Annotated in this window: 22 protein-coding genes; 13 read left to right on the top strand and 9 right to left on the bottom strand. The window is 63.9% G+C overall.

Annotated features, from left to right (window positions below):
• Positions 1 to 37: 37 nt before the first annotated feature.
• The 6 genes from NKJ11_RS23685 to NKJ11_RS23660 form a co-directional block, all read right to left on the bottom strand.
• Positions 38 to 784 carry an FAD-binding oxidoreductase gene (locus tag NKJ11_RS23685; protein ID WP_352611620.1) on the bottom strand — a complete coding sequence of 249 codons (747 nt, stop codon included), beginning with the start codon at positions 782 to 784 and terminating at the stop codon, positions 38 to 40.
• A complete protein-coding gene (locus NKJ11_RS23680) occupies positions 781 to 1392 on the bottom strand; it encodes a sulfite oxidase-like oxidoreductase (protein WP_352794363.1) in 612 nt (203 codons plus the stop codon). Before NKJ11_RS23680 ends, NKJ11_RS23685 begins: the two co-directional genes overlap by 4 nt.
• A gap of 150 nt (positions 1393 to 1542) precedes the next feature.
• On the bottom strand, positions 1543 to 3063 hold the full coding sequence (locus NKJ11_RS23675) for a DegQ family serine endoprotease (RefSeq protein ID WP_352794361.1): 1521 nt from the start codon (positions 3061 to 3063) through the stop codon (positions 1543 to 1545).
• A gap of 249 nt (positions 3064 to 3312) precedes the next feature.
• Complete coding sequence (locus NKJ11_RS23670) at positions 3313 to 4032, bottom strand: MBL fold metallo-hydrolase (protein WP_352794360.1); 720 nt, start codon at positions 4030 to 4032, stop codon at positions 3313 to 3315.
• Between the two features lie 53 nt (positions 4033 to 4085).
• Entirely contained in the window at positions 4086 to 5252 is a 1167-nt protein-coding gene (locus NKJ11_RS23665) for a diphosphate--fructose-6-phosphate 1-phosphotransferase (protein WP_352794358.1), read from the bottom strand.
• Positions 5253 to 5352: 100 nt separating this feature from the next.
• Positions 5353 to 6120 (bottom strand): L,D-transpeptidase, encoded by a 768-nt coding sequence (locus NKJ11_RS23660; protein ID WP_352734269.1) that lies wholly within the window; start codon positions 6118 to 6120, stop codon positions 5353 to 5355.
• 238 nt (positions 6121 to 6358) lie between these two features.
• On the opposite strand from NKJ11_RS23660, the gene NKJ11_RS23655 reads away from it, so the two are divergent.
• Entirely contained in the window at positions 6359 to 6481 is a 123-nt protein-coding gene (locus NKJ11_RS23655; RefSeq protein ID WP_013528283.1) for a hypothetical protein, read from the top strand.
• A 96-nt stretch (positions 6482 to 6577) separates the two neighbouring features.
• The gene (locus tag NKJ11_RS23650) at positions 6578 to 7201 is read left to right on the top strand and encodes a LysE family translocator (protein WP_023813669.1); all 624 of its coding nucleotides are present in this window, start codon (positions 6578 to 6580) and stop codon (positions 7199 to 7201) included.
• A gap of 52 nt (positions 7202 to 7253) precedes the next feature.
• On the opposite strand, the gene NKJ11_RS23645 is transcribed toward NKJ11_RS23650, so the two are convergent.
• On the bottom strand, positions 7254 to 10043 hold the full coding sequence (locus NKJ11_RS23645; protein ID WP_352794356.1) for an autotransporter family protein: 2790 nt from the start codon (positions 10041 to 10043) through the stop codon (positions 7254 to 7256).
• 225 nt (positions 10044 to 10268) lie between these two features.
• On the opposite strand from NKJ11_RS23645, the gene NKJ11_RS23640 reads away from it, so the two are divergent.
• Both NKJ11_RS23640 and xylB read left to right on the top strand, forming a co-directional pair.
• Positions 10269 to 11591, top strand: a complete 1323-nt coding sequence (locus NKJ11_RS23640) for a tetratricopeptide repeat protein (protein WP_352794354.1) — start codon at positions 10269 to 10271, stop codon at positions 11589 to 11591.
• 82 nt (positions 11592 to 11673) lie between these two features.
• Positions 11674 to 13128 (top strand): xylulokinase, encoded by a 1455-nt coding sequence (gene xylB / locus NKJ11_RS23635; protein WP_352794352.1) that lies wholly within the window; start codon positions 11674 to 11676, stop codon positions 13126 to 13128.
• Between the two features lie 197 nt (positions 13129 to 13325).
• Here xylB and NKJ11_RS23630 read toward each other — a convergent pair whose 3' ends face one another.
• Positions 13326 to 13688 (bottom strand): nuclear transport factor 2 family protein, encoded by a 363-nt coding sequence (locus NKJ11_RS23630; protein WP_063169801.1) that lies wholly within the window; start codon positions 13686 to 13688, stop codon positions 13326 to 13328.
• Between the two features lie 112 nt (positions 13689 to 13800).
• Here NKJ11_RS23630 and xylA point away from each other — a divergent pair, with 112 nt between their 5' ends.
• The 3 genes from xylA to NKJ11_RS23615 all read left to right on the top strand — a co-directional run bounded on the left by xylA (position 13801) and on the right by NKJ11_RS23615 (position 16241).
• On the top strand, positions 13801 to 15126 hold the full coding sequence (xylA, locus tag NKJ11_RS23625) for a xylose isomerase (RefSeq protein ID WP_023810585.1): 1326 nt from the start codon (positions 13801 to 13803) through the stop codon (positions 15124 to 15126).
• A 251-nt stretch (positions 15127 to 15377) separates the two neighbouring features.
• Positions 15378 to 15854: a GNAT family N-acetyltransferase gene (locus NKJ11_RS23620; protein WP_127289632.1), complete on the top strand. Its 477-nt coding sequence runs from the start codon at positions 15378 to 15380 to the stop codon at positions 15852 to 15854.
• Positions 15855 to 16031: 177 nt separating this feature from the next.
• On the top strand, positions 16032 to 16241 hold the full coding sequence (locus NKJ11_RS23615; protein ID WP_352629929.1) for a hypothetical protein: 210 nt from the start codon (positions 16032 to 16034) through the stop codon (positions 16239 to 16241).
• A gap of 46 nt (positions 16242 to 16287) precedes the next feature.
• On the opposite strand, the gene NKJ11_RS23610 is transcribed toward NKJ11_RS23615, so the two are convergent.
• A complete protein-coding gene (locus tag NKJ11_RS23610) occupies positions 16288 to 17268 on the bottom strand; it encodes a GlxA family transcriptional regulator (protein WP_352629931.1) in 981 nt (326 codons plus the stop codon).
• Between the two features lie 77 nt (positions 17269 to 17345).
• Between NKJ11_RS23610 and bcoG the strand changes: the two genes are divergently transcribed.
• Genes bcoG through NKJ11_RS23580 form a run of 6 tightly spaced genes read left to right on the top strand, consistent with a single transcriptional unit; the run spans position 17346 to position 24040 of the window.
• Positions 17346 to 18263: a 3-dehydrocarnitine:acetyl-CoA trimethylamine transferase BcoG gene (gene bcoG / locus NKJ11_RS23605; RefSeq protein ID WP_352554620.1), complete on the top strand. Its 918-nt coding sequence runs from the start codon at positions 17346 to 17348 to the stop codon at positions 18261 to 18263.
• 22 nt (positions 18264 to 18285) lie between these two features.
• Positions 18286 to 18915, top strand: coding sequence for an HD domain-containing protein (locus NKJ11_RS23600; RefSeq protein ID WP_352734287.1), 630 nt, complete (start codon positions 18286 to 18288; stop codon positions 18913 to 18915).
• Complete coding sequence (locus NKJ11_RS23595) at positions 18912 to 20015, top strand: carnitine 3-dehydrogenase (RefSeq protein ID WP_352794351.1); 1104 nt, start codon at positions 18912 to 18914, stop codon at positions 20013 to 20015. The genes NKJ11_RS23600 and NKJ11_RS23595 overlap by 4 nt, the downstream gene beginning before the upstream one ends.
• Positions 20016 to 20019: 4 nt before the next feature.
• Positions 20020 to 21183: an acyl-CoA dehydrogenase family protein gene (locus tag NKJ11_RS23590; RefSeq protein ID WP_128302744.1), complete on the top strand. Its 1164-nt coding sequence runs from the start codon at positions 20020 to 20022 to the stop codon at positions 21181 to 21183.
• A gap of 3 nt (positions 21184 to 21186) precedes the next feature.
• The gene (locus NKJ11_RS23585; RefSeq protein WP_352794350.1) at positions 21187 to 23265 is read left to right on the top strand and encodes an acetate--CoA ligase family protein; all 2079 of its coding nucleotides are present in this window, start codon (positions 21187 to 21189) and stop codon (positions 23263 to 23265) included.
• Entirely contained in the window at positions 23258 to 24040 is a 783-nt protein-coding gene (locus tag NKJ11_RS23580) for a carnitinyl-CoA dehydratase (protein ID WP_352611634.1), read from the top strand. Before NKJ11_RS23585 ends, NKJ11_RS23580 begins: the two co-directional genes overlap by 8 nt.
• Positions 24041 to 24161: the final 121 nt, after the last annotated feature.

Raw genomic sequence — 24161 nt, 5'->3', positions numbered from 1 at the left:
CGAATCCGACGAACCTTTCTCGAAAGGCGGCGTCGGTTCACACTCCGTAGCGTTCGGTGCGAATGATTTCGGCTGCAACGCCGGCATCGATCAGCGCCTGGGCGGCCGCGGAAACGAAGGCATTGGAGCCGCAGACGAAGGCGATGCCAGGCGGCTCCGGCAGCCGCGCCAATGCTTGAACCATCATCGCAACGTCCACCCGCCGCGCATAGTCGGCTGGACGGCGTGCGGCTTCGCGGGTCAGTGTCAGCACCAGGTCGAAGCCGTCCTGGCGCTCGTCGAGAACGATCAGCTCGTCACGAAAGATCACTTCGTCCCAGACCCGGACCGAAAAGACCAGGACGACGGGCACCGCTGAATTACGTGCGGCGCGGTGGCGGAGCATCGACATCAAGGGCACGACGCCCGAACCGCCGCCGACCAGAACAAGCGGCCCACTCTCATCCTCCGGCCAGACGAAATGCCCGCCAAGCGGCCCGCGCAGTTCGATTTCATCGCCCACTGCCGCGACCTCGTGAAAGAAGGGCGAGACCTCGCCATCGTCGAGTTTTTCGATCGCCAGTTCAATTACGCCATGCGTTTCGGGCGCGGAGGCGATGGAATAGGAGCGGCGCGCCTGATAGCCGTCCGGCGCCGTCAGCCTGACGTCGACATGCTGCCCTGCGCGATAGGCGAAGGGCCGAGACGGCTGGAAAAAGAAGCTGGCGACACGCGGCGTGCGCTTTTCGATGCGGACGATGCTGGCTGTTTGCCAGGGCGATTGCACTGCTGCCGCATCGCTCATGGATCGTCCGTGTAGCGCTGCTCGCGCCATGGGTCGCCATAGATGTGGTAGCCGCGTAATTCCCAGAAACCGGGCTCGTCGCGCGTGGTGAATTGCAGGCCGTTCAACCATTTGGCCGATTTCCAGAAATAAAGATGCGGCACCAGCAGCCTTGCCGGGCCGCCATGGTCCGGTGTGATCGGCTTGTCTTCGTAGAGCAGCGCCACCATGGCCTTGCCGGCGGTGAGATCCGTGACCGGCACGTTGGTGGTGTAGCCGTCGAACGCGTGCGCCAACGTGAAGCCGGTCGGCGGCTCGACCCCTGCATCGGCAAGGATATCGTCGACCAGCACGCCCTGCCACGGCGTGTCGAACTTGGTCCATGCTGTCACGCAATGGATATCGCGTGTCATCTTGGTCAACGGCAGCGCGTTGAACTCGGCCCAGTTCCATTTCTTGATCGGGCGTGGCCCGTGTTTCAGCGTGAAAGACCAATCCTCGGTACGCACGCGCGGCGTCGGGCCGGCCGACAGCACCGGGAAACCCTGTTCTAGATATTGGCCTGGCGGGATGCGGGCATCGCCATCGGTTGGCGGGCGCCGTCCTGAAGAGAAACCTCGGGTGACCATAGCGGCAATCCCCATGCAATCAGGCCACTATCGGCCTGACGCAATGTTCTCGAAGATGTCGTGACGGGCAACCGAAATCTTGACGGGCGGAGACCGGCGGGACCGTCACCGATGGACCTGCCGCTCCCGCGTTCACGTCAACGCCATTTCTCAGCCACTTGCAAAAGGCACCGCGATGTACATTTGAGCGTCGCCACGCTCGACCAGCAACAGCACCGATTTCCTGCCGGATTTGCCGGCCAAGGCGATCGCCTGGGTTACCTGCCTGACATTCTTCACCGGCACCTGATTGACGGCAACGATGATGTCGCCGGCCTGTATTCCGGAAGCGGCGGCCGCTTTGTCGGGGTTGACGCTGGCAACCACCGCGCCGTGCTGCTTGTCGGCAAGGTTCATCTGTTGGCGAATGTCGGGCGTTATATCCATCAAGCCGAGCCCTATCGCCGGAGCGCGCCCGGCGCTCGGCGCACCGGACCCGTCGTCCAGCGACGCGGTCTTCACATCGTCGCTGTTGTGGCCGACATCGACGGAAATCCGCATCGGCTTGCCCTTGCGCCAGACATCGACCGTTTCTCTGGCACCCGGCGCGACATCGGCGACCGCCCGCGACAGGTCCTTGGGATCCTTCACGTCCTGCCCGGCAAAGCTGGTGATGACGTCACCCGTCTCGATGCCGGCCCTTGCCGCCGGCGAACCGTCGTTGACCTCTGAAACCAGCGCGCCGCCGGTATGGTCGAGCCCGATGGCGCTCGCGACATCCGGTGTCACCTCCTGGATCTGAACGCCGAGATAGCCGTACTGGATGGAGCCGCCCTTCATCAACTTGGCGACCACCTTCTGGGCCTGATCCGACGGAATGGCAAAGCCGACACCGACGCTGCCGCCATTGGGCGAATAGATCGCCGTGTTGATGCCGACGACATTGCCGGCGACATCCACCAGCGGGCCGCCGGAATTGCCGTGGTTGATCGGCGCGTCGATCTGGATGAAATCGTCGAACGGGCCACTATGCAGGTCACGGCCGCGCGCCGAGACGATACCTGCGGTGACGGTGGTGCCGATGCCGAACGGGTTGCCGAAGGCCAGCACCTGGTCGCCTGGCATGAGCTTGTCGGAATCACCCCACTTGACGGTCGGCAGGGGTTTGTCCGACTTGACCTTGAGTACGGCGAGATCGTTCTTGGCATCGCGGCCGATGAGCTTGGCCGGAAGTTCGGTGCCGTCGTCGAGCGTCACCTTGATCGAAGAGGCACCATCGATGACGTGATTGTTGGTGACGACGGTGCCATCCGCGCCGACGATGAAGCCGGAACCCAGCGCCTCGGCGCGCTGCGGTTGCTGTTGTGGCGGCGTCCTGGGCGTCGGCATGCCCTGGTCACCGAAGAACTGGCGGAAATAGTCATCGAAAGGCGAGCCGCCGTCGAAAGGAGAGGCATCGCTCATCGTTTCAGGCTGTGCCTTCATAACGGTGGTGACCGTCACCACCGCCGGCTTGTCGGCGGCAACGATGGGTGCGAACGAGCCATTGGGCGCGGTGATGCCGGCGACAGGTGTCTGGGTCGTCGGAACGGTGTTGCCCTCGCCTTGGGCGAAAGACATGACGAAGGGGGATATGATCAGCGCAGCGCCCAGCAAGGCCGCGACGCGATGCCTACGAAGGATATCTGACATGGTCGTTTGTCCGGGCGAGAGTTGATCCAGCGCCGTGGCCTCTCCCGTGCGGGGAAAATCGGTCATCGGCGTGTCGAGGTCGCAATTGCCCGTCTCGCCTACATGGCAGCCAACCGGATCGACGGCCTTGCATCTAGGGCGCGGATTCGCCCGATTTAGGGTTTTAGGGCGACCTTACGAAGATTTAATATCCGCACGGCGGCAGCGTCGCAAAGTCGTCGGGCCCCGCCTTGCTGCCTCGCTGGAGCCTCAGCCACCGGCGGTTCGTCCGAGATAGGCCGTGGCAATCTCGCGCATGCGCTTGCCGTCGAAGCTCGGTCCGTGTCCACCATGACCGATGCGGATCGGCAGGTCGAGCAGACGCCGCATCGTGCTGATATAGGCGGCTCGGTCGGAATCCGGCAGGTCGTCGATCAGCATGGCGTCGTAGATGGCATCGCCGCTGAAGAGCAGTCCGTCGGCCTCGTCGAACAGCGCGATCGAATCCGGTGAATGGCCCGGCAGATGCAGCACCCGGAACTGCCGGTCGCCGAGATCGATGACATCGCCCTCGTCCAGGGTTCGCGTCAACGGCGCAGGCGGGATCCTGTAGTCAGCCGACTTCCATCCGGGCGCCGGCAGTTTCGAGACGGCACCCTCGAGGTCATGAAACATGTAGGCGTAGGTCGCGGCCTCATCCATGGTCTCGAACTGCGCCGCGCTCATCCTTGGTCCTGCGCGCAACGGGAATTCATGTAGCGAGCCTACATGGTCGAGATGGATGTGGGTGGCAACGACCAACAGCGGCTTGCCCTCCGTCGTCTCGACCTGCGGCGCCAGCGGACAGATGCCCATACCGGTGTCGACCAGCAGGTCGGCATCGCGACCGCGCAGATGCCAGATATTGGCCCGAACATAGGCATGGACGAAGGGCTCGGTCAGCATCGTCGTCTTGTCGTCGACGACGCTCCTGCTGAACCAGCCTGGCATCAAGTGTGAGTCCGGCATGAGAAGCGAGCCGGGCATCAAGTGTGAGCCCGGCATCAGACGAAGGGCTTCCCGACCTTGTATTTTTCCGGCACCAGCCGCTTGAGATAGGCCATGCCGGCATCCGACAGCTGATTGACATCGGGCTTCATGAAACCGCCCGGCATGTGGCGTGTCTTGCCGGCGACGTTCTTCAGCGGCACCTTCTTCAGAACCGTTTTGGTGCCGTCATATTGCAGCGCCACCGAGCCGCCGCCCTGTTCGGCGACGGAGACGGCGAAGGCGCCGGCATCGAAGGCCTCCTGCGCATCGACCGCGCTGATGGCGCCGATATAGCCGCGCGGCATGTAGCCGAGCGCATCGACGCGGGCCCGCTTGCCCGGCAGGCCTTCCGCCAACGCGCGCTCGAGTGCGGCCGGCAGGTCGCTGCCCGACAATTTGACGTTGCCGTGCGCGTCGCGCTCGAGCTTGTCCGGCGGCACCAGGCTTTCGACCAGGGCCTTGCCGTCGGCGGTGCTGACGCCTTCCGAAACGGCGACGATGCAGCGCTTGTGGCGATCGAGCGTGGCACGGACGTCGTCGATGAAGCCGGCGGCTGAGAATGGGCGCTCGGGCACGTAGACGAGGTGCGGGCCGCTGTCGGCGTCGAGCTGCCAGGCGGCCGCGGCCGCGGTCAGGAAGCCCGCATGCCGGCCCATGACGATGCCGACATAGATGCCGGGCAGCGCACGAAAATCGAGATCGACGGACAGGAAGGCGCCGGCGACGAACTCGGCCGCCGAAATGAAGCCCGGCGTGTGGTCGTTTTCCTCGAGATCGTTGTCGATGGTTTTTGGCGCATGGACGAAGGCAATTGAGCCGCCGGCGGCATCGGTCAGGATCTGCTGCGTACCCGACGTGTCGTTGCCGCCGATATAGATGAAGGCGTCGGCGCCGGCCTTCTTCAGGCCGTTGAGGATGACATCGCAATAGGCGGCGTCGGGCTTGTCGCGGGTCGAGCCGAGGGCGGCGCTCGGCGTGCCGGCAATCAGCCGCAGCCGGTCCTCGGGGATGGCGGAAAGGTCGACATAATTGCCGTCACGGATGCCGCGCACGCCATGGATGGAGCCCAGCACCTTGGCACCGGGATGCCGCTTGCGGATCTCCAGCGTCGCTCCGACAACCGTCTGGTTGATGACGGCGGTTGGGCCGCCGCCCTGCGCGATAACAAACGTTCCAGCCATGCTTGATTTCTCCCGGCGCGATGGTTTTCAAGGCACCTTGGCCTGTCTTGCCGTATCGCGCAACGGGAGTTTCGAGCGGCGCCAACACGCCGCATAAGCGTCAGACGACGACGACCGGATTTTTCTTGGAGACGCGGCTGTAGAGGTCGATGATGTCCTGGTTGATCAGGCGCACGCAGCCCGACGACATCGCCTGGCCGATGCTCCACCATTCGGGCGAGCCATGGATGCGATAGCCGGTGTCCTTGCCGTCCTGGTAGATGTAGAGGGCACGCGCGCCGAGCGGATTGGTGAGGCCGCCGGGCTGTCCGGCTTGCCATTTCACCAGTTCAGGCTTGCGGGCAATCATCTCCGGCGGCGGCGTCCAGGTCGGCCATTCCCTGCCGTACTGGATGTTGGCGCGACCCGACCAGCGGAAACCATCCTTGCCGATGCCGACGCCGTAGCGAATGGCGTCGCCACCCGGCTGGACGAGATAGAGCATGCGCTCCTTGAGATGGACGACGATGGTGCCGGGTGCCTCGCCTGTCGTGTCGACGACGATCTGGCGGCGGAATTCCGGCTTGACCTTCAGATATGGCACTTCCGGCACGTTGAAGCCGCCGTCGGTCAGCCCGGCATACATGACGCCGGGGCTGGTGATGTTCTTGTCGACGCTGATGCTTGGCCGGATCGGCCGCACGGAACCCGTGGTGACGTCGTCGAGCTCGAGCGCCGGCAGACCCAAGCCCGAGGTCGAGCAACCGGCGGCGCTCAGCAGCGCGAGCGCCCCTGCCCCGGACAGGATGGCACGGCGGGAAAGATGATGATCGGTTTCGATTGCGTCGCCATTTCGCGGCGGCGTCAGACCTTCCGGCAACTCACGCATATACCCAGACCCTACGCTGTCGGCGGGAAGCACGGTCCGGCCGGATAGCGGGCATTTTCATCATTCATGGTTGATAAAGCGTGAAGACCTTCCACAGCCTGCATTTGCGCATGGCCTTGACGATGTCCGACCTTCTTGCCCGGGCTTGAACGAAGGCTGCTGCACAAAAAGACCTCGGTCGGGTCATATTCCCGGCGCTGGCGTTTCCTACTCCTCGAACCATCAGCGAGGGGCCTCCATGTGCAAGACCTTAAAAACCGACATCAAGCTTTTTGCCGCTGCCATTGTCGCGGCGGCAACCGTTCTCGGTGCCAATGTCAGCCTGGCCGATATCGTGAGCACGCTGAGCGGCGCGAACTGACACCGATCCGCCGCTGGCGCCGTCAGGTCAATCGCCTCTTTACATTCTCCCGGGCCTAAGGATTTATCCTCTTCTTTAAGCTCAAAGGAGACGAGCATGTCCTTCGAAAACTGGGCCGCCTTTGCTGCCGCGTCGACGATCCTTCTCATCATTCCGGGTCCGACCATCCTTCTCGTCGTGTCCTACGCGCTGGGCCAGGGCTGGCGTACCGCCTTGCCGATGGCCGTCGGCGTGGCGCTGGGCGACTTCACCGCGATGACCTTGTCGATGCTGGGCATCGGCGCGCTGCTGGCGGCTTCGGCGACCGTCTTCACCATCCTGAAGCTGATCGGCGCCGGCTATCTGATCTATCTCGGCGTGAAACTGTTTCGCGCAGGCGGCGCGCTGAAAGCCGAACCGCGCACCGACGCGGTCTCCTCGGCCAAGATGATGGCACACGCCTGGCTGGTTACCGCGCTCAATCCGAAAAGCATCACCTTCTTCGTCGCCTTCCTGCCGCAGTTCCTCGACCGGCACGCCGATTTCTGGACGCAGATGCTGATCTTCGAGACGACCTTCCTGGCGCTCGCCTTCGCCAATGCTTTCGGCTATGCGCTGATCGCCTCACGCGCACGCAACGTGGTGCGCAATCCCAAGGCGATCCGCATCTTCAACCGCACCGGCGGCACGCTGCTGGTTGGCGCCGGCATCGCCACGGTGGCGATGCGTTCCAGCAATTAGGCTCTCTGTCTGACCGTGACCCCGAAACTGTTTTTCGGGGTCATGACCGGCCTTACCATTTGACGCTGAACCCCAGATTGCCTTCGAGGATCCGACGCTCGTCGCCGCCGAGATTGGTGGTGTAGTCGCCGGTGGCGAAGATGCTGACCTTGTCCGTCACCTTGGCGATCACACCGCCACCGAATTCGAACGAGGTCGATCTGCCCTCGGTGGAGATATCGGTGGTGTCGAAATTGACATGGCTCGTGCCGCCGAAATCGTGCCAGATGTTGGCCTTGAGGTACGGCTGCAGCGCCATGCCATTGATCGTTGTTTCGCCTTGCAGCCGTGCGCCGAGCCGGCCGGTCACGCTGCCGTCCGTATCAAAGGAAACCGAAGCAAAGCGGTCAGACGCATCGTCGAGCGACAGTTGCTGCCAGACCAGTTGCGCCTGCGGTTCAAGCGTCCAGCCTTGCCCCAGCGCGATGGGATAGCCGCCTTCCAGCGAAGCGGTGATGCCGGTCCCGCCGACATCGATGCCGATGTCGCGCGACGATGTTGCGTTTCCGCCGAACAAGGTGGCCATGAGGACGCCGTCCAGGTACCAGCCACCCTGACCGATCCGGGTCCAGTAGCCGCCGACGCTGGTGCCGTTGATATCCATGCTGCCGACGGACAGATTGGCCCAGCCCAGCGCCTGGCCGCGCACGTCGCCATTCATGCTGGCATAGGCGACGAACAGGCCGGCGCGATCGGTCTGGCCCGACGCGGTTTCGCGGCCGAACAGATCGAAGCCCGCCTGAAGGCCGAACAGGGTGCCGTCGAAGGACGGCGATACCGTTCCTGAATACGCCATCTTGCTGTCCTGACCGAAGATGCGGCCCCAGACCGGCGACAGCTCGGTGTTCGACAACAGGCTCTGCTCGCCGCGCCGTTCGTGGAAGGTGCCGAGCGTCGTCATCGCCAGATGTTCGGCGACCGGCGGCAAGGCCGAATAGACCGGAACCTCGATGCGATAGAGCAGGATCTCCTCGCCCGCCGCTGGTGTCGGTAGGTCGGGCACCTCCGTTGGCACCACCGGCGGCGGCGGGGGCGGATCTGCCACTGGTGCCGGCGGTGGTGCCGGTGGTGTCGCGGGCGGCGGATCGGTCGGCACGACCGGCGGCGCCGGATCAACCGGATCGGGGTCGCCGGGGGTGGATTCCGGCGGCGGCGGCGGCGCAGGGTCGATGGGCGGCGGCGGCGGCGGTTCGGCCGCCGGCGGCTCAGGTTCCGGCGGCGGAGCAGGTTCCAGCACCGGCGGGGCTGCGGCCGGCGGGGCCGGCGTGTTCAGCGTCGAGCGCAGGTACCAGTTCTCCTCGCTGCCGGCGCTGACGCCGCCCTTGAACAGGTAATATTCGAAGGCACCGGCGGCGACCGGGGCGTCGAGCGCAAATGTCGTGGCGCCCGAGGTGGCGCCGTTGATTGCCTGGACGACCATGATGCCGTCCTGCGTGGTCGCAGCCCCCGCGCCGCCGAGATTGACCACGGAGATGCCGGTCGAACCGGAAGCCGTTCCGCTCGACAGGACCAACTTGTCGGATGCGGAGGAATCGTCACCGAGCTCGGTCTGGATAAGCAGCAGGCCACCCAGGCCGACATAATTGCCCGAAATCGTCAGGCTGTCGGTGGCACCGGTGCTGCCATTGGTCAGGTCGATGCGTCCGGCATTGGTGACCTGCGCCAACTGACCCGCCGTAAACGCCTGGATCGCCGCGTTGAAACCGCCGCCATAGAGCGTGCTTGCGGCATCGACACTGAGCGAACCTGTGCCGGTGCCGCTGTCGCCGAGCACCAGATTGCCGTCGAGCGTCAGCTCGGTGTCATTGGTGGCGTCGATGCTTTCCCAGTTCTGGAGCCGGCTGATCCCATCTAGTTTGACGTTGTCCAGGGTGAGCGCGTCGGTGCCGAGACCACCCGATATGGTATTCGTGGCACCGAGATTGGCGTTGGTGAGGTTGCTGAGTTCGGCGGTGTCGTTGTCGCCGCCGAGATCGACGGAACCATAGATGATGCCGCCACCGTTCCAGACGAAACTGTCGGCGCCAAAGCTCATCAGTATATCGCCACCGACCGTACCGCCGGTGACCGTGACGCTGTCGTTGCCGCCGCTGACGCTGATGTTGCCGCCGATGGTGCCGCCCGACAGGATGATCGTGTCCTTGTCGAAGCCGGTGACGAGGTTGCGGTCGATGGTGCCGCCGGACATGTTGAAGTAATTCTGATCGAGCTTCATGTTGACGCGGCCGATACGGCCACCGGTCATCACGGCACGGTCGCCGTCGTCGAAGAAATCGACGATGCGCCCGCCGGTCATGGTGAAGGTGTCCAGGCCGTCGCCCTGGTTGAGCGAACCGATCTGGCCGCCGCTCATGTTGAAGTCGTCGATGCCGGCGCCCTGCTGGACATTGCCGGCGACGGTACCCGCGCCGATGGTGAAAAAATCGGTGCCGCCGCCCTGATCGACGGTGCCGGTGATGGCGCCTGACTGCATATCGATGCGGTCCGTGCCGACACCAAAGGTGACATTGCCTGATATCTGCCCGGTGCCCCCGGCGGGAAAATTGAGCGTGTTGTCGCCATCGGGATCGGCGAGGCTGCCGCCTGAATCGCCGCTGTCGCAGGTGTAAACGGTGTTTCCGGCGGATGGACCCAGCACGCATGCGGCAAACGCGGCGGAGTTGGGCAGCAACGCAAAAGCCGTAGTTGAGAGGATGCTAATAAGCCACGGGTGTAGCGGATGCGGCTTTCGCCGTAGCGAAGCAACTGCCACCTGCACATCCTCAGAATGACTGTTCGGAAGTGAGTTCTTCATATGCCGCATCGCGTCCCCTCTCGATTCGCGATTTCCAGCCCCCGCCAGTCGCCGTAATGAAGACACAATTCATTCGATTTTACAAAGCCTAATCTGCCCCGCATGGTTGCTAAACTGCAAAGACTACTCAAATGACCTGGCGTAGCGCGCGGTTGGCGTTGCCGTGGCCCATGCTTTAGGATCGGTTTGGGCCGAAGGATCGAGGCCTGTCACGGGTCGATAAAAGGACATCGCATGGCAACCAGGGACGCATTCGGCCTGGCACTTTCGGGCGCCACGGAGGCGGGATTCACCCCCTACAGCCAGGCAGTGCATGAACTGCAGTGCTTCATCGGCGATCCCGTAGCCTCCGTCGACCGCGCCATCGCGGAAGATCCCGGCTTCGTCATGGCGCATGTCTTCAAGGGCTATCTGTTCGGCCTCGCCACCGAGCGGGAGGCGACGGCCGTGGCCAAGGCCTGCCATGAGGCCGCACTGCCGCTTGCCGCGACCACGCGCGAGCGGGCGCATGTCTCGGCCCTCGGGCATCTCGCCAGCGGACGATGGCATCAAGCCAGCCGCATTCTCGAGGACATCACCATCGAGACCCCGCGTGACGGGCTGGCGCTGCAGGTCGGCCACCAGATCGATTTCTTCACCGGCAATGCACGCATGCTGCGCGACCGCATCGCACGCGCCCTGCCGTCCTGGCAAAGCGGCATGCCCGGCTACCACGCCATGCTCGGCATGCAGGCCTTCGGGCTGGAGGAAATGGGTGATTATGTCAGGGCCGAGCAGCTTGGCCGCGCGGCGGTCGACATCGAGCCGCGCGACGGCTGGGCACAGCACGCCGTCGCCCATGTCATGGAAATGCAGAGCCGGCAAAGGGATGGCATCGCCTGGATGCAGGCCAACCCGGAAGCGTGGACAAGGGAGAGCTTCCTGCAGGTCCACAATTGGTGGCACCTGGCGCTGTTCCACTATGATCTCGGCGAGACCGACGCGGTGCTGGCCCTCTATGACGGCCCAATCTATAGCGTGCAATCGACGATGGCGCTCAACATGGTCGATGCCTCGGCAGTCTTGTGGCGGCTCGCCCTCGGCGGCGTCAATGTCGGCGACCGCTGGGCGGCGCTCGCCGCCAATTGGCATAAGGCCGGCGCCGGCAATTATGCCTTCAACGATGCCCACGCGATGATGGCCTTTGTCGGTGCGGGGTTGGATGCGCCGGCCCTCGCCTTGCTTGAGGCTCAGCGCGAGGCCATGCGTGGCAGCGACGACAATGCGGCTTTCACGCGGGATGTCGGCCATCCGCTGACGCTCGCCATCAAGGCATTCGGGGAGGGCAGCTACGCCGAGGCCATGCGCCTGATCCGGCCGATCCGATCGATCTCCCATCGCTTCGGCGGCAGCCACGCCCAGCGCGATGTTATCGACCTGACGCTGATCGAGGCAGCGTTGCGCGCCGGTGACGGTGCGCTGGCCAGGGCGCTCACGGCGGAGCGTTCGATGGCGCGGCCCGACAGTCCGCTGTCAGCGCTGTTTGTGCGACGCGCCGCCGATTTGTCGGAGAATTGACCCGAAGCGGATCTTGTTTTAAAAACTGGCCAAGCCAGATTTTTTCGAGACCCGAAAAAATTAACTGGCGTGGGAGGAAGACATGTATCTGGGCCTCGATCTCGGGACGTCGGGCGTCAAGGCGCTGCTGATCGATGCCGGGCAAACCGTCATCGGTTCCGGCCACGGTTCGCTTGATGTTTCACGGCCGCATCCCGGCTGGTCGGAACAAAATCCCGAGCACTGGATCCGGGCCTGCGAAGACGCAATCGCCGAACTCAGATCCTCCCATCCGGATGAACTCGCGGCAGTCAAGGGCATTGGCCTGTCCGGGCAGATGCATGGCGCCACGCTGCTCGACGCCGCCGACAAGGTGCTGCGTCCCTGCATCCTGTGGAACGACACGCGCAGCCATGCCGAGGCGGCCGTGCTCGACGCCGATCCGCGCTTCCGCGCCCTGACCGGCAACATCGTCTTTCCCGGTTTCACCGCGCCGAAACTTGCCTGGGTGAAAAACAACGAACCCGCTCTCTTCGCCAAGGTCGCAAAAGTGCTGCTGCCCAAGGACTTCCTGCGGCTCTGGCTTTCGGGCGAACACATTTCGGAAATGTCGGATTCTGCCGGTACCTCCTGGCTCGATGTCGGCAAGCGGCGCTGGAGTACGGACCTGCTCGCAGCGACGTCGCTCGACGAGAGGCAGATGCCGTCGCTGGTTGAGGGTACGCACAAGGCAGGCGCACTGCGCAGCGAATTGGCATCGAAATGGGGCGTCCAGGCCGGCATTCCGATCGCCGGCGGCGCCGGCGACAATGCGGCCTCGGCCTGCGGCATGGGCACGGTCGGCGCCGGCCACGCTTTCGTCTCGCTCGGCACATCGGGCGTGCTGTTTGCCGCCAACGCTTCCTACCTGCCCAACCCGGCTAGCGCGGTTCACACCTTCTGCCACGCCCTGCCGAACACCTGGCATCAGATGGGGGTCATCCTGTCGGCGACGGATTCGCTCAACTGGCTGTCCGAAATCACCGGGAAGAGCGCCGGTGAATTGACCCTGGAGCTCGGCGACACATTGAAGGCGCCCAGCGGCGTGTCCTTCCTGCCTTATCTCTCGGGCGAGCGCACACCCTACAATGATGCCGCCATTCGCGGCGCGTTCACCGGGCTGGCGCATGAATCGAGCCGTGCCGTGCTGACCCAGGCCGTGCTGGAGAGTGTGGCCTTTGCCTTCCGCGACAGCCTCGAAGCCCTGGCCACGGCCGGCACGATCTTGACGCGGGTGACGGCGATCGGCGGCGGCTCGCGCTCGCACTACTGGTTGAAGGCGATTGCCACCGCGCTTCAACTGCCTGTCGACATTCCCGCCGACGGCGATTTCGGCGCCGCCTTTGGTGCCGCACGGCTCGGTCTGATTGCTGCGACGGGTGCCGATCCGCTGGCTGTGTGCACGGCGCCCAGGACGGATGCTACCGTTGAACCGGACGCTGCGCTCGCTGGGGCGTATGCGGATGCATATCAGCGCTACCGGTCGCTGTACCCGGCAATTAAGAGCGTGACCGCGTGAGTGAGCGCGAGGCACCCCCCTCTGCCCTGCCGGGCATCTCCCCCGCAGGGGGGGAGATTAGCAGCGTTGGCGGGTATGCCAGTCCTGCAAGGTGGGTGATTGGCGAAGGCGCGGATGCCAACCAATCTCCCCCCTTGCGGGGGAGAAGGCCGGTAGGCCAGAGGGGGGCGCTTCACGCCCGCCTCCCCCAGAAGTCCTCACTGCGCCGGCACCTTGTCGAGAAAGCCGGTGACGCTCTTCAGGCGGCCGTTCTCGATGATTCCGATGTCGGTACCTTCGATCACCGAAGGCGTCCCCTCAGGTCCGAGATTCCACGAGAAGCGGATCTTGTCGGCAAAACCGTCCGGCGTGCCCTTCAGCGAGAACCGGAAGCCGGCAAAGCGCTGCTGCACGCCGTCGATCAGAGCCGCGACGCCTTCATGGCCGTCGCCCTGCATGAGCGGATCACGATAGCTGACGTCTTCCGTGAAGGTCGCCTTGAGCAATTCGGCCCGGCGGCCGGCATCGCTTTCGTTCCAGGCGGTGATGTAGTTTTCAGCGATCTTGGTGAGGTCGGTCATGGTCCGTCTCCTTCGTTTGGTGGCTTTGACCTGACCCTTTTCGACCAGCGCTGGCCTGAAACCAATTACGCCTGAGGTAATGGCGGCAGAACTTTGTGAGAGGACAGAAATCATGAGCAGCGGATTCTTCGGCGACATCAAGAAAATCAAATATGAAGGGCCGGATTCGACCAATCCGCTGGCCTATAGATTCTACAATCCCGACGAGGTCGTCGCCGGCAAACGGCTGGAAGACCATCTGCGCTTCGCCGTCGCCTACTGGCACTCCTTTGCCTGGCCGGGCGGCGATCCGTTCGGCGGCCAGACCTTCGACCGGCCGTGGTTCCCCAAGGCCGGCGGCACCGACACGATGGAGTTGGCAAAACTGAAAGCGGACGTCGCCTTCGAGATGTTCTCGCTGCTTGGCGCGCCCTATTTCTGCTTCCATGACGCCGATGTGCGGCCGGAGGGCAAGGACTTTTCCGAAAGTGCCGCGCGCCTCGACGAGATCGCCGATTACTTTGCGGGCAAGATGAAGCAGACCGGCGTCAAGCTGCTTTGGGGCACCGCCAATCTGTTCTCCAACCGCCGCTTCATGTCGGGTGCGGCCACCAATCCCGATCCGGACGTCTTTGCCTACGCGGCGGCGACGGTAAAAAGCTGCATCGACGTCACCAAGCGGCTGAAGGGCGAAAACTACGTGCTGTGGGGCGGGCGCGAAGGCTATGAGACCCTGCTCAACACCGACCTTGCGCGCGAGCAGGAACAGGCCGGCCGGTTCCTCAGCATGGTCGTCGACTACAAGCACAAGATCGGTTTCAAGGGCACGATCCTGATCGAGCCGAAGCCGCAGGAGCCGACTAAGCATCAGTACGATTACGATGTCGCCACGGTCTACGGCTTCCTCAAGCGCTTCGGGCTGGAGAAGGAGGTCAAGGTCAATATCGAGCAGGGCCACGCCATCCTGGCCGGCCATTCCTTTGAGCACGAACTGGCTCTGGCCAATGCGCTCGGCATTTTCGGTTCGATCGATATGAACCGCAACGACTACCAGTCGGGCTGGGACACCGACCAGTTCCCCAACAACGTGCCGGAAATGGCGCTGGCCTACTATCAGGTCCTGCAGGCCGGCGGCTTCAAGACCGGCGGCACCAATTTCGACGCCAAGCTGCGCCGCCAGTCGCTCGATCCGCAGGACCTGCTGATCGGCCACATCGGCGGCATGGATTCTTGCGCACGCGGCCTGAAAGCCGCGGCCGGCATGGTCGAGGACAAGGCGCTATCGGCGCCGCTGGCCGAACGTTATGCCGGCTGGAACACGGCCGAGGGCAAGGCGATGCTCGCCGGCAAGCGCACGCTGGAGGATATCGCCGAGCGCGTCGTCAAGAAGAAGATCGAGCCGCAGCCGAGGTCCGGTCGCCAGGAACTGCTGGAAAATATCGTCAACCGCTACGTGTAAGGCGCGCGCCGCTCCATCTCTGGACCGACATCCGACACCACTGGCTGAAAGCCGCCGCCATCGCCATCTGCTAGTCAGCCCACTTCGCACGAGGCTGCCGAGGATCGCACAGATCTTCGGCAGCCAGCGTGTGATCAAGATGCCACGCGTGCCGCCGAAGAGGGCCCGTGCGGCAGCCTTTATTTTATGCATGTCGCCATCCCAAAATCGCTGTGCGCTTTTGGGCGACATGCATTGGCGGGAGACTGAAAATGGCAGAGGATCGAATCATCGTGCGCCCGGCGCAGGCGAGCGATATTCCGGCGTTGAAGCAGGTGCTGCATGAAACCTTCGAAGGCACATGGCTGCCGAACATCACCGAAGCAGCGGCGCGGCGCTATGTCGAGACGGATATTGGCGGGCGCTATGTCGACCAGAGCTGGCCTGAATTCGCCGTTGCCGAGATCGATGGCGAGGTCGCCGGCCTGATCCATTGGCGCGCGGATTTTATCGAGGCCCTGCACGTCATGGCGTCCCGTCAAGGCCAAGGTGTCGGCCGCAAGCTGCTTTCCCATGCCGAACAGGCGATCGGCGCCGCCGGATTGGCGCAGGCGCGGCTGGAAACCGACACGTTCAACCTGCCCGCACAAGCACTCTACAAGGCGGTCGGCTATATCGAAAAAAACCGCTATCCAGACGACGAATGGGACAGTGGCTTCACCACGGTGCTGTTCGAAAAGCGGCTGTAGATTTCTCCTTGACCTGACCTGCCAAGGCGCAGGAACAGCTTTGCGCATGGCCCGGTCCCGCGACATGGTTTTGCCCTTCGACGCCCTTCAATGACCTCGCTCTTGCCTTCAAACTGCCGTCACGAATCTCGTATAAGACTGGCTCGTGGCGGGAGAGGAAGAAGGAGGCGAACCGATATGCAGAACGAACGTGAAATCGACGCCCTGCTCTCACCTGGCGAGGCCGGATCGATCATCGATAGACTGATGGCAATGCCGCATCCGAAGGATGGCACGCGCCGCTCGAACGAGTGGGACCGCGCCGTCGCCAGCCGTTTTGAGACCCACCTTGCTAAACAGATGCGCTCGCAGATCGATGGCGGCAGCGGCCGTCAGGACGCGGCCTGATCTTTCCGATTTTGTGCATATCGTCGTCCTTTCGGTCGACCTGCACTCAGCCCCGGCGCAGCCTGACCGGCGCTTCACCGAAAGCCCTTGAAAACGCCCTAGAAAATGCCGCGGCGGACGAAAATCCGGTCCGCCCGGCAATGTCGGCCATCGCCACTCTGGTGTCGACCACCAGCCGGCGGGCAGCACCCAGGCGCAGCCTGAGATAATAGGCGCCTGGCGTCTCGCCGATCGACTTGCGAAAGATGCTTTCCAGCGTCCGTGCCGTCACCCCGGCACGTTTTGCCACCGCTTCTATGGTGAGCGGCTGGTCGACATGCGATTCCATAAGCCGGATGGCTTGCGCCAGCCGCGGATCGTAGCCGTCGAGCCGGCCAAGCGAGACCAGTGGCTGGGCGTCGGTCGCGGCACGCGCCTGGTCATAGATGAAGACGCTGGCGACATCGAGCGCGACGGCCATGCCCAGCCGCGTGCGAATGAGATGCAGCATCAGGTCGAAGGTCGGCGACGCGCCGCCCGACGTGAACACCGGCCCGTCTATGACGTAGCGGTCCGGACGCACGTCGACGCCGGGGAAAGCCGACGAGAAATCCTCCATGTCCTCCCAGTGGGTGGTGGCGCTGCGCCCTTCCAGCAGGCCGGCGCGCGCCACCAGCCAGGTGCCGGCCTCGACACCGCCGCACGCGCGGGCCGTACGCGCAGCCCGGCGCAGTCCGGACAACAGAGCCGAGGTTGCATAATTCTGGGTGCCGAAGCCGGCGACGACGACAAGGACGTCGGTCGGCTCGCCCGCGTCGAAACGGCCACTGACCGCCACCGGCAGGCCGCATGTGGTGACCGGAGCCTCGCCAGTGACGGAGACCAGCTTGAAATCGAACAAGGTCTCGCCGGCGATACGGTTGGCGGCGCGTAGCGGATCGACGGCCGAGGCCACGCACATGATCGACGAGCCCGAAAACACCAGCAGCGTCACCTTGAGCGGCAGACGCTCGGCGCGAAAGATCGTCGGTTTTTCGCTTTTCGTCATGGAAACTTCGTAAAACGCAAAACAGTTTCCGGCAAGTCGGGCATTGTTATGGTCTGTTTCGATGGGAGGAGAGTTCCATGCCGCTAGCGATGAACCGCGAGGTTTTCATTACCTGTGCCGTGACCGGGTCCGGCGGCTCGCAGGACCGCAGCCCGCATGTGCCACGCTCGCCCAGGCAGATCGCCGATTCGGCTATCGATGCGGCCAAGGCGGGTGCGGCGATCGTGCACTGCCATGTGCGCGATCCCGAAACCGGCAAGCCGAGGCGCGATGTGCATCTCTACCGCGAAGTGACCGAGCGCATCCGCGCGGCGGAAGTCGACGTCATCCTGAACCTGACCGCCGGCATGGGCGGCGACATGGTGTTCGGATCGCCGGAAGCGCCGCTGCCGCTCAACGAAAAAGGCACCGACATGGGCGGCGCCACCAACCGCATGGAACATGTGCGCCAGTGCCTGCCGGAAATCTGCACGCTCGACTGCGGCACCATGAATTTCGCCGAAGCCGATTATGTCATGACCAACACGCCCGGCATGCTGCGCGCCATGGGCGGCATGATGACGGCGCTCGGCGTCAAGCCGGAGATCGAGGCCTTCGACACCGGCCATCTGTGGTTCGCCAAGCAGCTGGTCGAGGAAAAGGTGCTCAATCCGGATGCGCTGGTGCAGTTGTGCATGGGCGTGCCGTGGGGCGCGCCTGACGATCTCAACACCTTCATGGCCATGGTCAACAACGTGCCGTCGACCTGGAACTGGTCGGCCTTTGCCATCGGCCGCAACCAGATGGCCTATGCCGCGGCGGCGGTGCTGGCCGGTGGCAATGTCCGGGTAGGTCTCGAAGACAATCTGTGGCTCGACAAGGGCGTGCTGGCGACCAATGCTCAGCTGGTCGAGCGTGCCGCCAGCATCGTCACCAATCTGGGCGCCAGGATTCTTGGGCCGGAAGAGGTGCGGCAAAAGCTCAACCTCACCAAGCGGGCGCCGATCGCGGCATAACTTATTCATCGGAAGGGTCGACATGACTACCGTCAAATTCACCGCGATGAAGGATGGCGATCGGGACGATTACGAGTTCCTGACCGCGCATGAAATCGACTATGCGGCCAGGACCGGGGAGCGGCTGCTCGACGCGCTGGTCCAGCTCGACGCGGGCCTGTCGGGCTACAAGATCACAAGGCTCGGCCATTCGCTGCAGGCGGCGACGCGTGCCTGGTATGATGGTGCCGATACCGACTGGATCGCCTGCGCACTGCTGCACGACATCGGCGACATCTATGCGCCTTACAATCACGATGAATATGCCGCTTCGATCCTGAAACCCTTCGTGCGCGAACAATGCACCTGGGTGGTGGAGAAACATGGCGATTTCCAGCGGCTCTATTATGCCCATCATCTGGGCGGTAACCGCCATGCGCGCGATCGCTTTGCCGGCCACGCCTATTTCGACGATTGCGACCAGTTTTGCGAGCGCTGGGACCAGTCGAGCTTCGACCCCGACTATGACACGCTGCCCATCGAATTCTTCCGGCCCTTCGTGATCGAGGTCTTTGCCCGCAAGGCCTACGATCCCTCGGTGATCCGCGCCGGTGAGCGCGTGCCCCTCATCGATCCCGCAACAGCCACGACAAGAACCGGAGCTTCCGCATGAGCATCATCAACAAGGCAGCCGCCATCGGCGGCGGCGTCATCGGCGCCGGCTGGGTGGCGCGGCTCTTGCTCAACGGCATCGACGTGTCGATCTTCGACCCCGATCCCGAGGCATCGCGCAAGGTTAGTGAAGTGATGAAGGGCGCGCGCCGCGCCTACAGGCAGATGGTTCCCGGCGGTCTGCCCAAGGAGGGCAAGTTGACCTTCGCCAAGACCATTGCCGAGGCAGTGGCCGATGCCGATTTCATCCAGGAAAGCGTGCCGGAGCGGCTTGACCTCAAGCACCGCGTGCTGGCCGAGATCGACACTCATGCGCCGGCCAATGCGATTGTCGGCTCCTCGACCTCCGGCATCAAGCCGACCGACATGCAGGTGGCGATGAAGAAGCACCCGGAGCGGCTGGTCGTCGGGCATCCGTTCAACCCCGTTTACCTCTTGCCGCTGGTCGAGATCGTCGGCGGCGAACAGACCTTCCCAGAGGCGATCGAGGTCGCCAAGGAGATGTATGCCTCGATCGGCATGAAGCCGGTCGTCATCCGCAAGGAGATCGAGGCCTTCGTCGGCGACCGCCTGCTCGAAGCGGCATGGCGCGAGGCGCTATGGCTGATCAAGGACGGCATCTGCACGGTCGAGGAACTCGACGACATCATGCGCTACGGCTTCGGCCTGCGCTGGGCGCAGATGGGCATGTTCCAGGTCTATCGCGTCGCCGGCGGCGAGGCCGGCATGCGCCACTTCATGGCGCAGTTCGGGCCCTGCCTGAAATGGCCATGGACCAAGCTGATGGATGTGCCGGAGTTCAACGACGAACTGGTCGACCTGATCGCCACGCAGTCGGACGACCAGGCGCATGGCCTGTCGATCCGCGAACTGGAAAAGATCCGCGACGATAATCTGGTCGCCATCATGGACGCGCTGTCGAAGCAGAACAAAGGCAAGGGCTGGGGCGCCGGCGCCCTGCACAAGGACTATACTAGGCAGTTGGCCAAACTGGCGGCGAAGAAGCCCACGGCCTCCAAGGCGGCCGAGAAGGCCAAAGCCTTGAAACCGGTCAAGAGAGCCGAAAAGCCGAAGAAAAAGACCGGCAAGAAGAAAGGCTGAGAGCATGGATTTCGGGCTGTCGGAGGAACAGAGGCTCATCGTCGAGACGACGCGTGCGTTCGTCGAAAATGAGCTTTACCCGCATGAGCGCGAGGTCGAGCGCACCGGTGTGCTGCGCCGCGACCTGATCGAGGAGATCAAGGTCAAGGCAATCGAGGCCGGGCTCTATGCCGCCAACATGCCGGCCGATGTCGGCGGTGCAGGCCTCGATACCGTGACCTGGCTGCTCTACGAAAAGGAACTCGGCCGCGCCAACTATGCGCTGCACTGGACCTGCGTGGCGCGTCCCTCCAACATCCTTCTGGCCGGCACGCCGGAGCAGCGCGAGAAATATCTGTTCCCCTGCATCCGTGGCGAGAAATGGGACTGTCTGGCGATGACCGAGCCGGGCGCAGGCTCCGATTTGCGCGGCATGAAGGCGACCGCCGTGCAGGACGGCGACGACTGGGTGCTGAACGGCACCAAGCATTTTATCTCCCACGCCGATCTCGCCGACTTTGCCATCGTTTTCATGGCCTCAGGCGAAGAGGATTCGCCGCGCGGCAAACGCAAGAAGATCACCGCATTCTTCGTCGACAAAGGGACGAAGGGCTTCACCGTCCGCGATGGCTACCGCAACGTCTCGCATCGCGGCTACACCAACGCCATCCTCGAATTCGACGATTGCCGACTGCCCGCCGCCCAAGTGTTGGGAGAAGTCCACAAGGGGTTCGACGTCGCCAATTCCTGGCTCGGCGCCACCCGGCTGCAGGTCGGCGCCACTTGCCTCGGCCGCGCCGAGCGGGCGCTTGGCCATGCCGTCGAATATGCCGCGCAGCGCCAGCAGTTCGGCCAGCAGATCGGCAAGTTCCAGGGCGTGTCGTTCAAACTCGCCGATATGGCGACCGAATTGAAGGCCGCCGACCTGATGGTGTTCGAAGCCGGCTGGAAGTACGATCAGGGCACGGTCACCGACCAGGACATGGCCATGGCCAAGCTGAAGGCCACCGAAATGCTCGCTTTCGTCGCCGATGAGGCGATCCAGATCCATGGCGGCATGGGACTGATGGACGATCTGCCGCTGGAGCGCATCTGGCGCGACGCGCGCGTCGAACGCATCTGGGAAGGCACGTCCGAGATCCAGCGCCACATTATTTCAAGGGCGCTGCTGCGCCCGTTCGGGGCATAACATATGCATAAACTTGAGCGTCTCCTGCGGCCGAAATCGATCGCCGTGTTCGGCGGTGCGCAGGCTGCGGCCGTCGTCGCGCAATCGATCAAGATGGGCTTTGCCGGCGAGATCTGGCCGGTGCATCCGACCAAGGACGAGGTCGCCGGCCGCAAGGCCTATCGTTCGGTGGCTGACCTGCCTGGCGCGCCCGATGCTGCCTTTGTCGGCGTCAACCGGCATTTGACCATCGAGGTGGTCAAGGCGCTGGCCGAGCGCGGCGCCGGCGGCGCCGTCTGCTTTGCCGCCGGCTTCCTCGAAACCGAAGCCTATGACGATGATGGCGAGCGGCTGCAGGCCGAGCTGGTCGCGGCAGCCGGCTCGATGCCGATCATCGGGCCGAATTGCTATGGCCTGATCAATTATGCCGACGGCGCGCTTCTGTGGCCCGACCAGCATGGCGGGATAAGACTGGCCGAGGGCGGCAAGGGCGCCGCCATCATCACCCAGTCCTCCAACATCGCCATCAACATGACGATGCAGAGGCGCGGCCTGCCGATCGCCTTCCTGATGACCGCCGGCAACCAGGCGCAGACCGGTCTGTCCGAAATGGCGCTCGGCCTGATCGAGGACGAGCGGGTCACGTCGCTCGGCCTGCACATCGAGGCTTTCGATTCGGTAGCCGGCTTCGAGAGGCTGGCGGCACGGGCGCGCGAGCTGAAAAAGCCGATCATCGCCATGAAGGTCGGCCGTTCCGAACAGGCCAGGCAGGCGACCGTCTCGCATACCGCCTCGCTCGCCGGCTCGGACGCGGCCTCGGGTGCGTTCCTGAAGCGGCTCGGCATTGCGCGCGTCGATTCGATCCCCGCCTTCATCGAGGCGCTGAAGCTGCTGCACATCACCGGACCTTTGCCCGGATATAGGCTGTCGTCGATGAGCTGCTCCGGCGGCGAGGCCTCTGTCATGGCCGACAGCGCCGAAGGGCGCTGGGTCAATTTCCCTGTGCTGACCGACAGCCACCGTGCCCATGTCAAATCGACGCTTGGGCCGCTGGTCGCGGTCGCCAACCCGCTCGACTATCACACCTTCATCTGGAACAACGAGCCGGCGATGACCGCCACCTTCACCGCCATGGTGTCGGGCGGCTTCGACCTCAACATGCTGGTGCTCGATTTCCCGCGCCCCGACCGCTGCTCGGTCACCGATTGGTGGGCGACGCTGCGCGCCTTCGAATCGGCACTGAAGACCAATAAAGCGCACGGCGCGATCGTCTCCTCGCTGCCGGAGAACCTGCCGGAGGAATACACCGCCGAGTTGATGGCACGCGGCATGGTGCCGTTGTTCGGCATTTCCGAAGCCATGGACGCCGCCCAGGCGGCAGCCTTCATCGGCTGGGCGTGGCACGAGCCGCAGGCGCAGCCGATCGACACGTCCGCATCCGGTGCGCCTGGCGGCGACCACGTCACGCCCGATGAGGCCGAGGCGAAGTCACGGCTGATCAAGGCCGGCCTGCCGGTGCCGAAGGGCGAACGCGCCGCCAATGCGGTCGAGGCGGTGATCTCTTCCATGGCGCTTGGCTTCCCGGTGGCGCTGAAGGCGCTCGGCGTCAGCCACAAATCCGAAGTTGGCGCCGTCAGGCTCAATCTCAGGGATGCCGAATCCGTCAGCACCGCAGCGCATGACCTCTTGCCACTCGGCACCGGGCTCTATGTCGAGCGCATGGTGCGCGACGGCGTCGCCGAACTCATCGTCGGCTTCACCCGCGACCCTATGTTCGGCGCGGTGATGACGCTCGGCACCGGCGGCGTGCTGGTCGAGCTATTGCGCGACAGCGTTACGCTCATGCTGCCGGCGACCCGCGACGATATCGAGGCGGCGCTGCGCGGCCTGAAACTGTTCCCGCTGCTCGAAGGCTATCGCGGCCGGCCGAAAGCCGATGTCGCGGCTGCCATCGATGCCATTTCGGGCATTGCCGCCTTCGTGCAGCAGAATGCCGGTGAGATCGAGGAACTCGACATCAACCCGCTGATCGTCTGTGCAGAGGGCAAGGGCGCCTGGATCGCCGACGCGCTGCTGGTGCTGGGAGAGAACAAGAATGTCTGACGTCATTTCGACCCGCCGCGAGGGCACCATCCTCGAAGTCACCCTCGACCGGCCCAAGGCCAACGCCATCGACCTGAAGACCTCTCGGCTGATGGGCGAGACCTTCAAGGCATTCCGAGACGATCCGGAATTGCGCGTCGCCATCGTCAAGACCGCAGGCGACAAGTTCTTCTGCGCCGGCTGGGATTTGAAGGCCGCTGCAGGCGGCGATGCGGTCGACGGCGACTATGGCGTCGGCGGTTTTGCCGGGCTACAGGAATTGCGCGACCTCAACAAGCCGGTCATCGCTTGCGTCAACGGCATGGCGGTCGGAGGCGGCTTCGAGCTGGCGCTGTCCTGCGACCTCATCTACGCCTCCGATCATTCCTCCTTCGCGCTGCCCGAGATCCGCGCCGGTACGCTGGCCGACGCGGCGACGATCAAACTGCCGAAGCGCATCCCCTACCATGTCGCCATGGACCTTCTGCTCACCGGCCGCTGGATGGATGTCGCCGAGGCGCATCGCTGGGGCCTGGTCAACGAGGTGCTGCCCAAGGAAAGGCTGGAAGATCGCGTCTGGGAGATCGCCCGGCTGCTGGCTGGCGGCCCGCCGCTGGTGTTTGCCGCGATCAAGGAGACGGCGCGCGTGGCCGAGGCGCTGACCTTCCAGGATGCGATGAACAGGGTGACGCGGCGCCAGTTGGCGACGGTCGATGCACTCTATGGCTCCGAAGACGGCATGGAAGGTTTTCGCGCTTTTGCGGAGAAGCGTGAGCCGGTTTGGAAGGGGAAGTAGCAGGAACGATGGCGTTCCGTCACACCCCCCTCTGCCCTGCCGGGCATCTCCCCCGCAAGGGGGGAGATCGGACGTCGTTTCTGCTTTCGCCAATAGTCGACGCTGCAAGAAGAGCACCGCG

The organism is Mesorhizobium sp. M0243 (assembly GCF_040321775.1).
In the GTDB taxonomy this organism is placed as follows: Bacteria; Pseudomonadota; Alphaproteobacteria; order Rhizobiales; family Rhizobiaceae; genus Mesorhizobium.
Note: the sequence above shows the minus strand (reverse complement) of the source record. Positions and strands in the feature narration are given on the sequence as shown.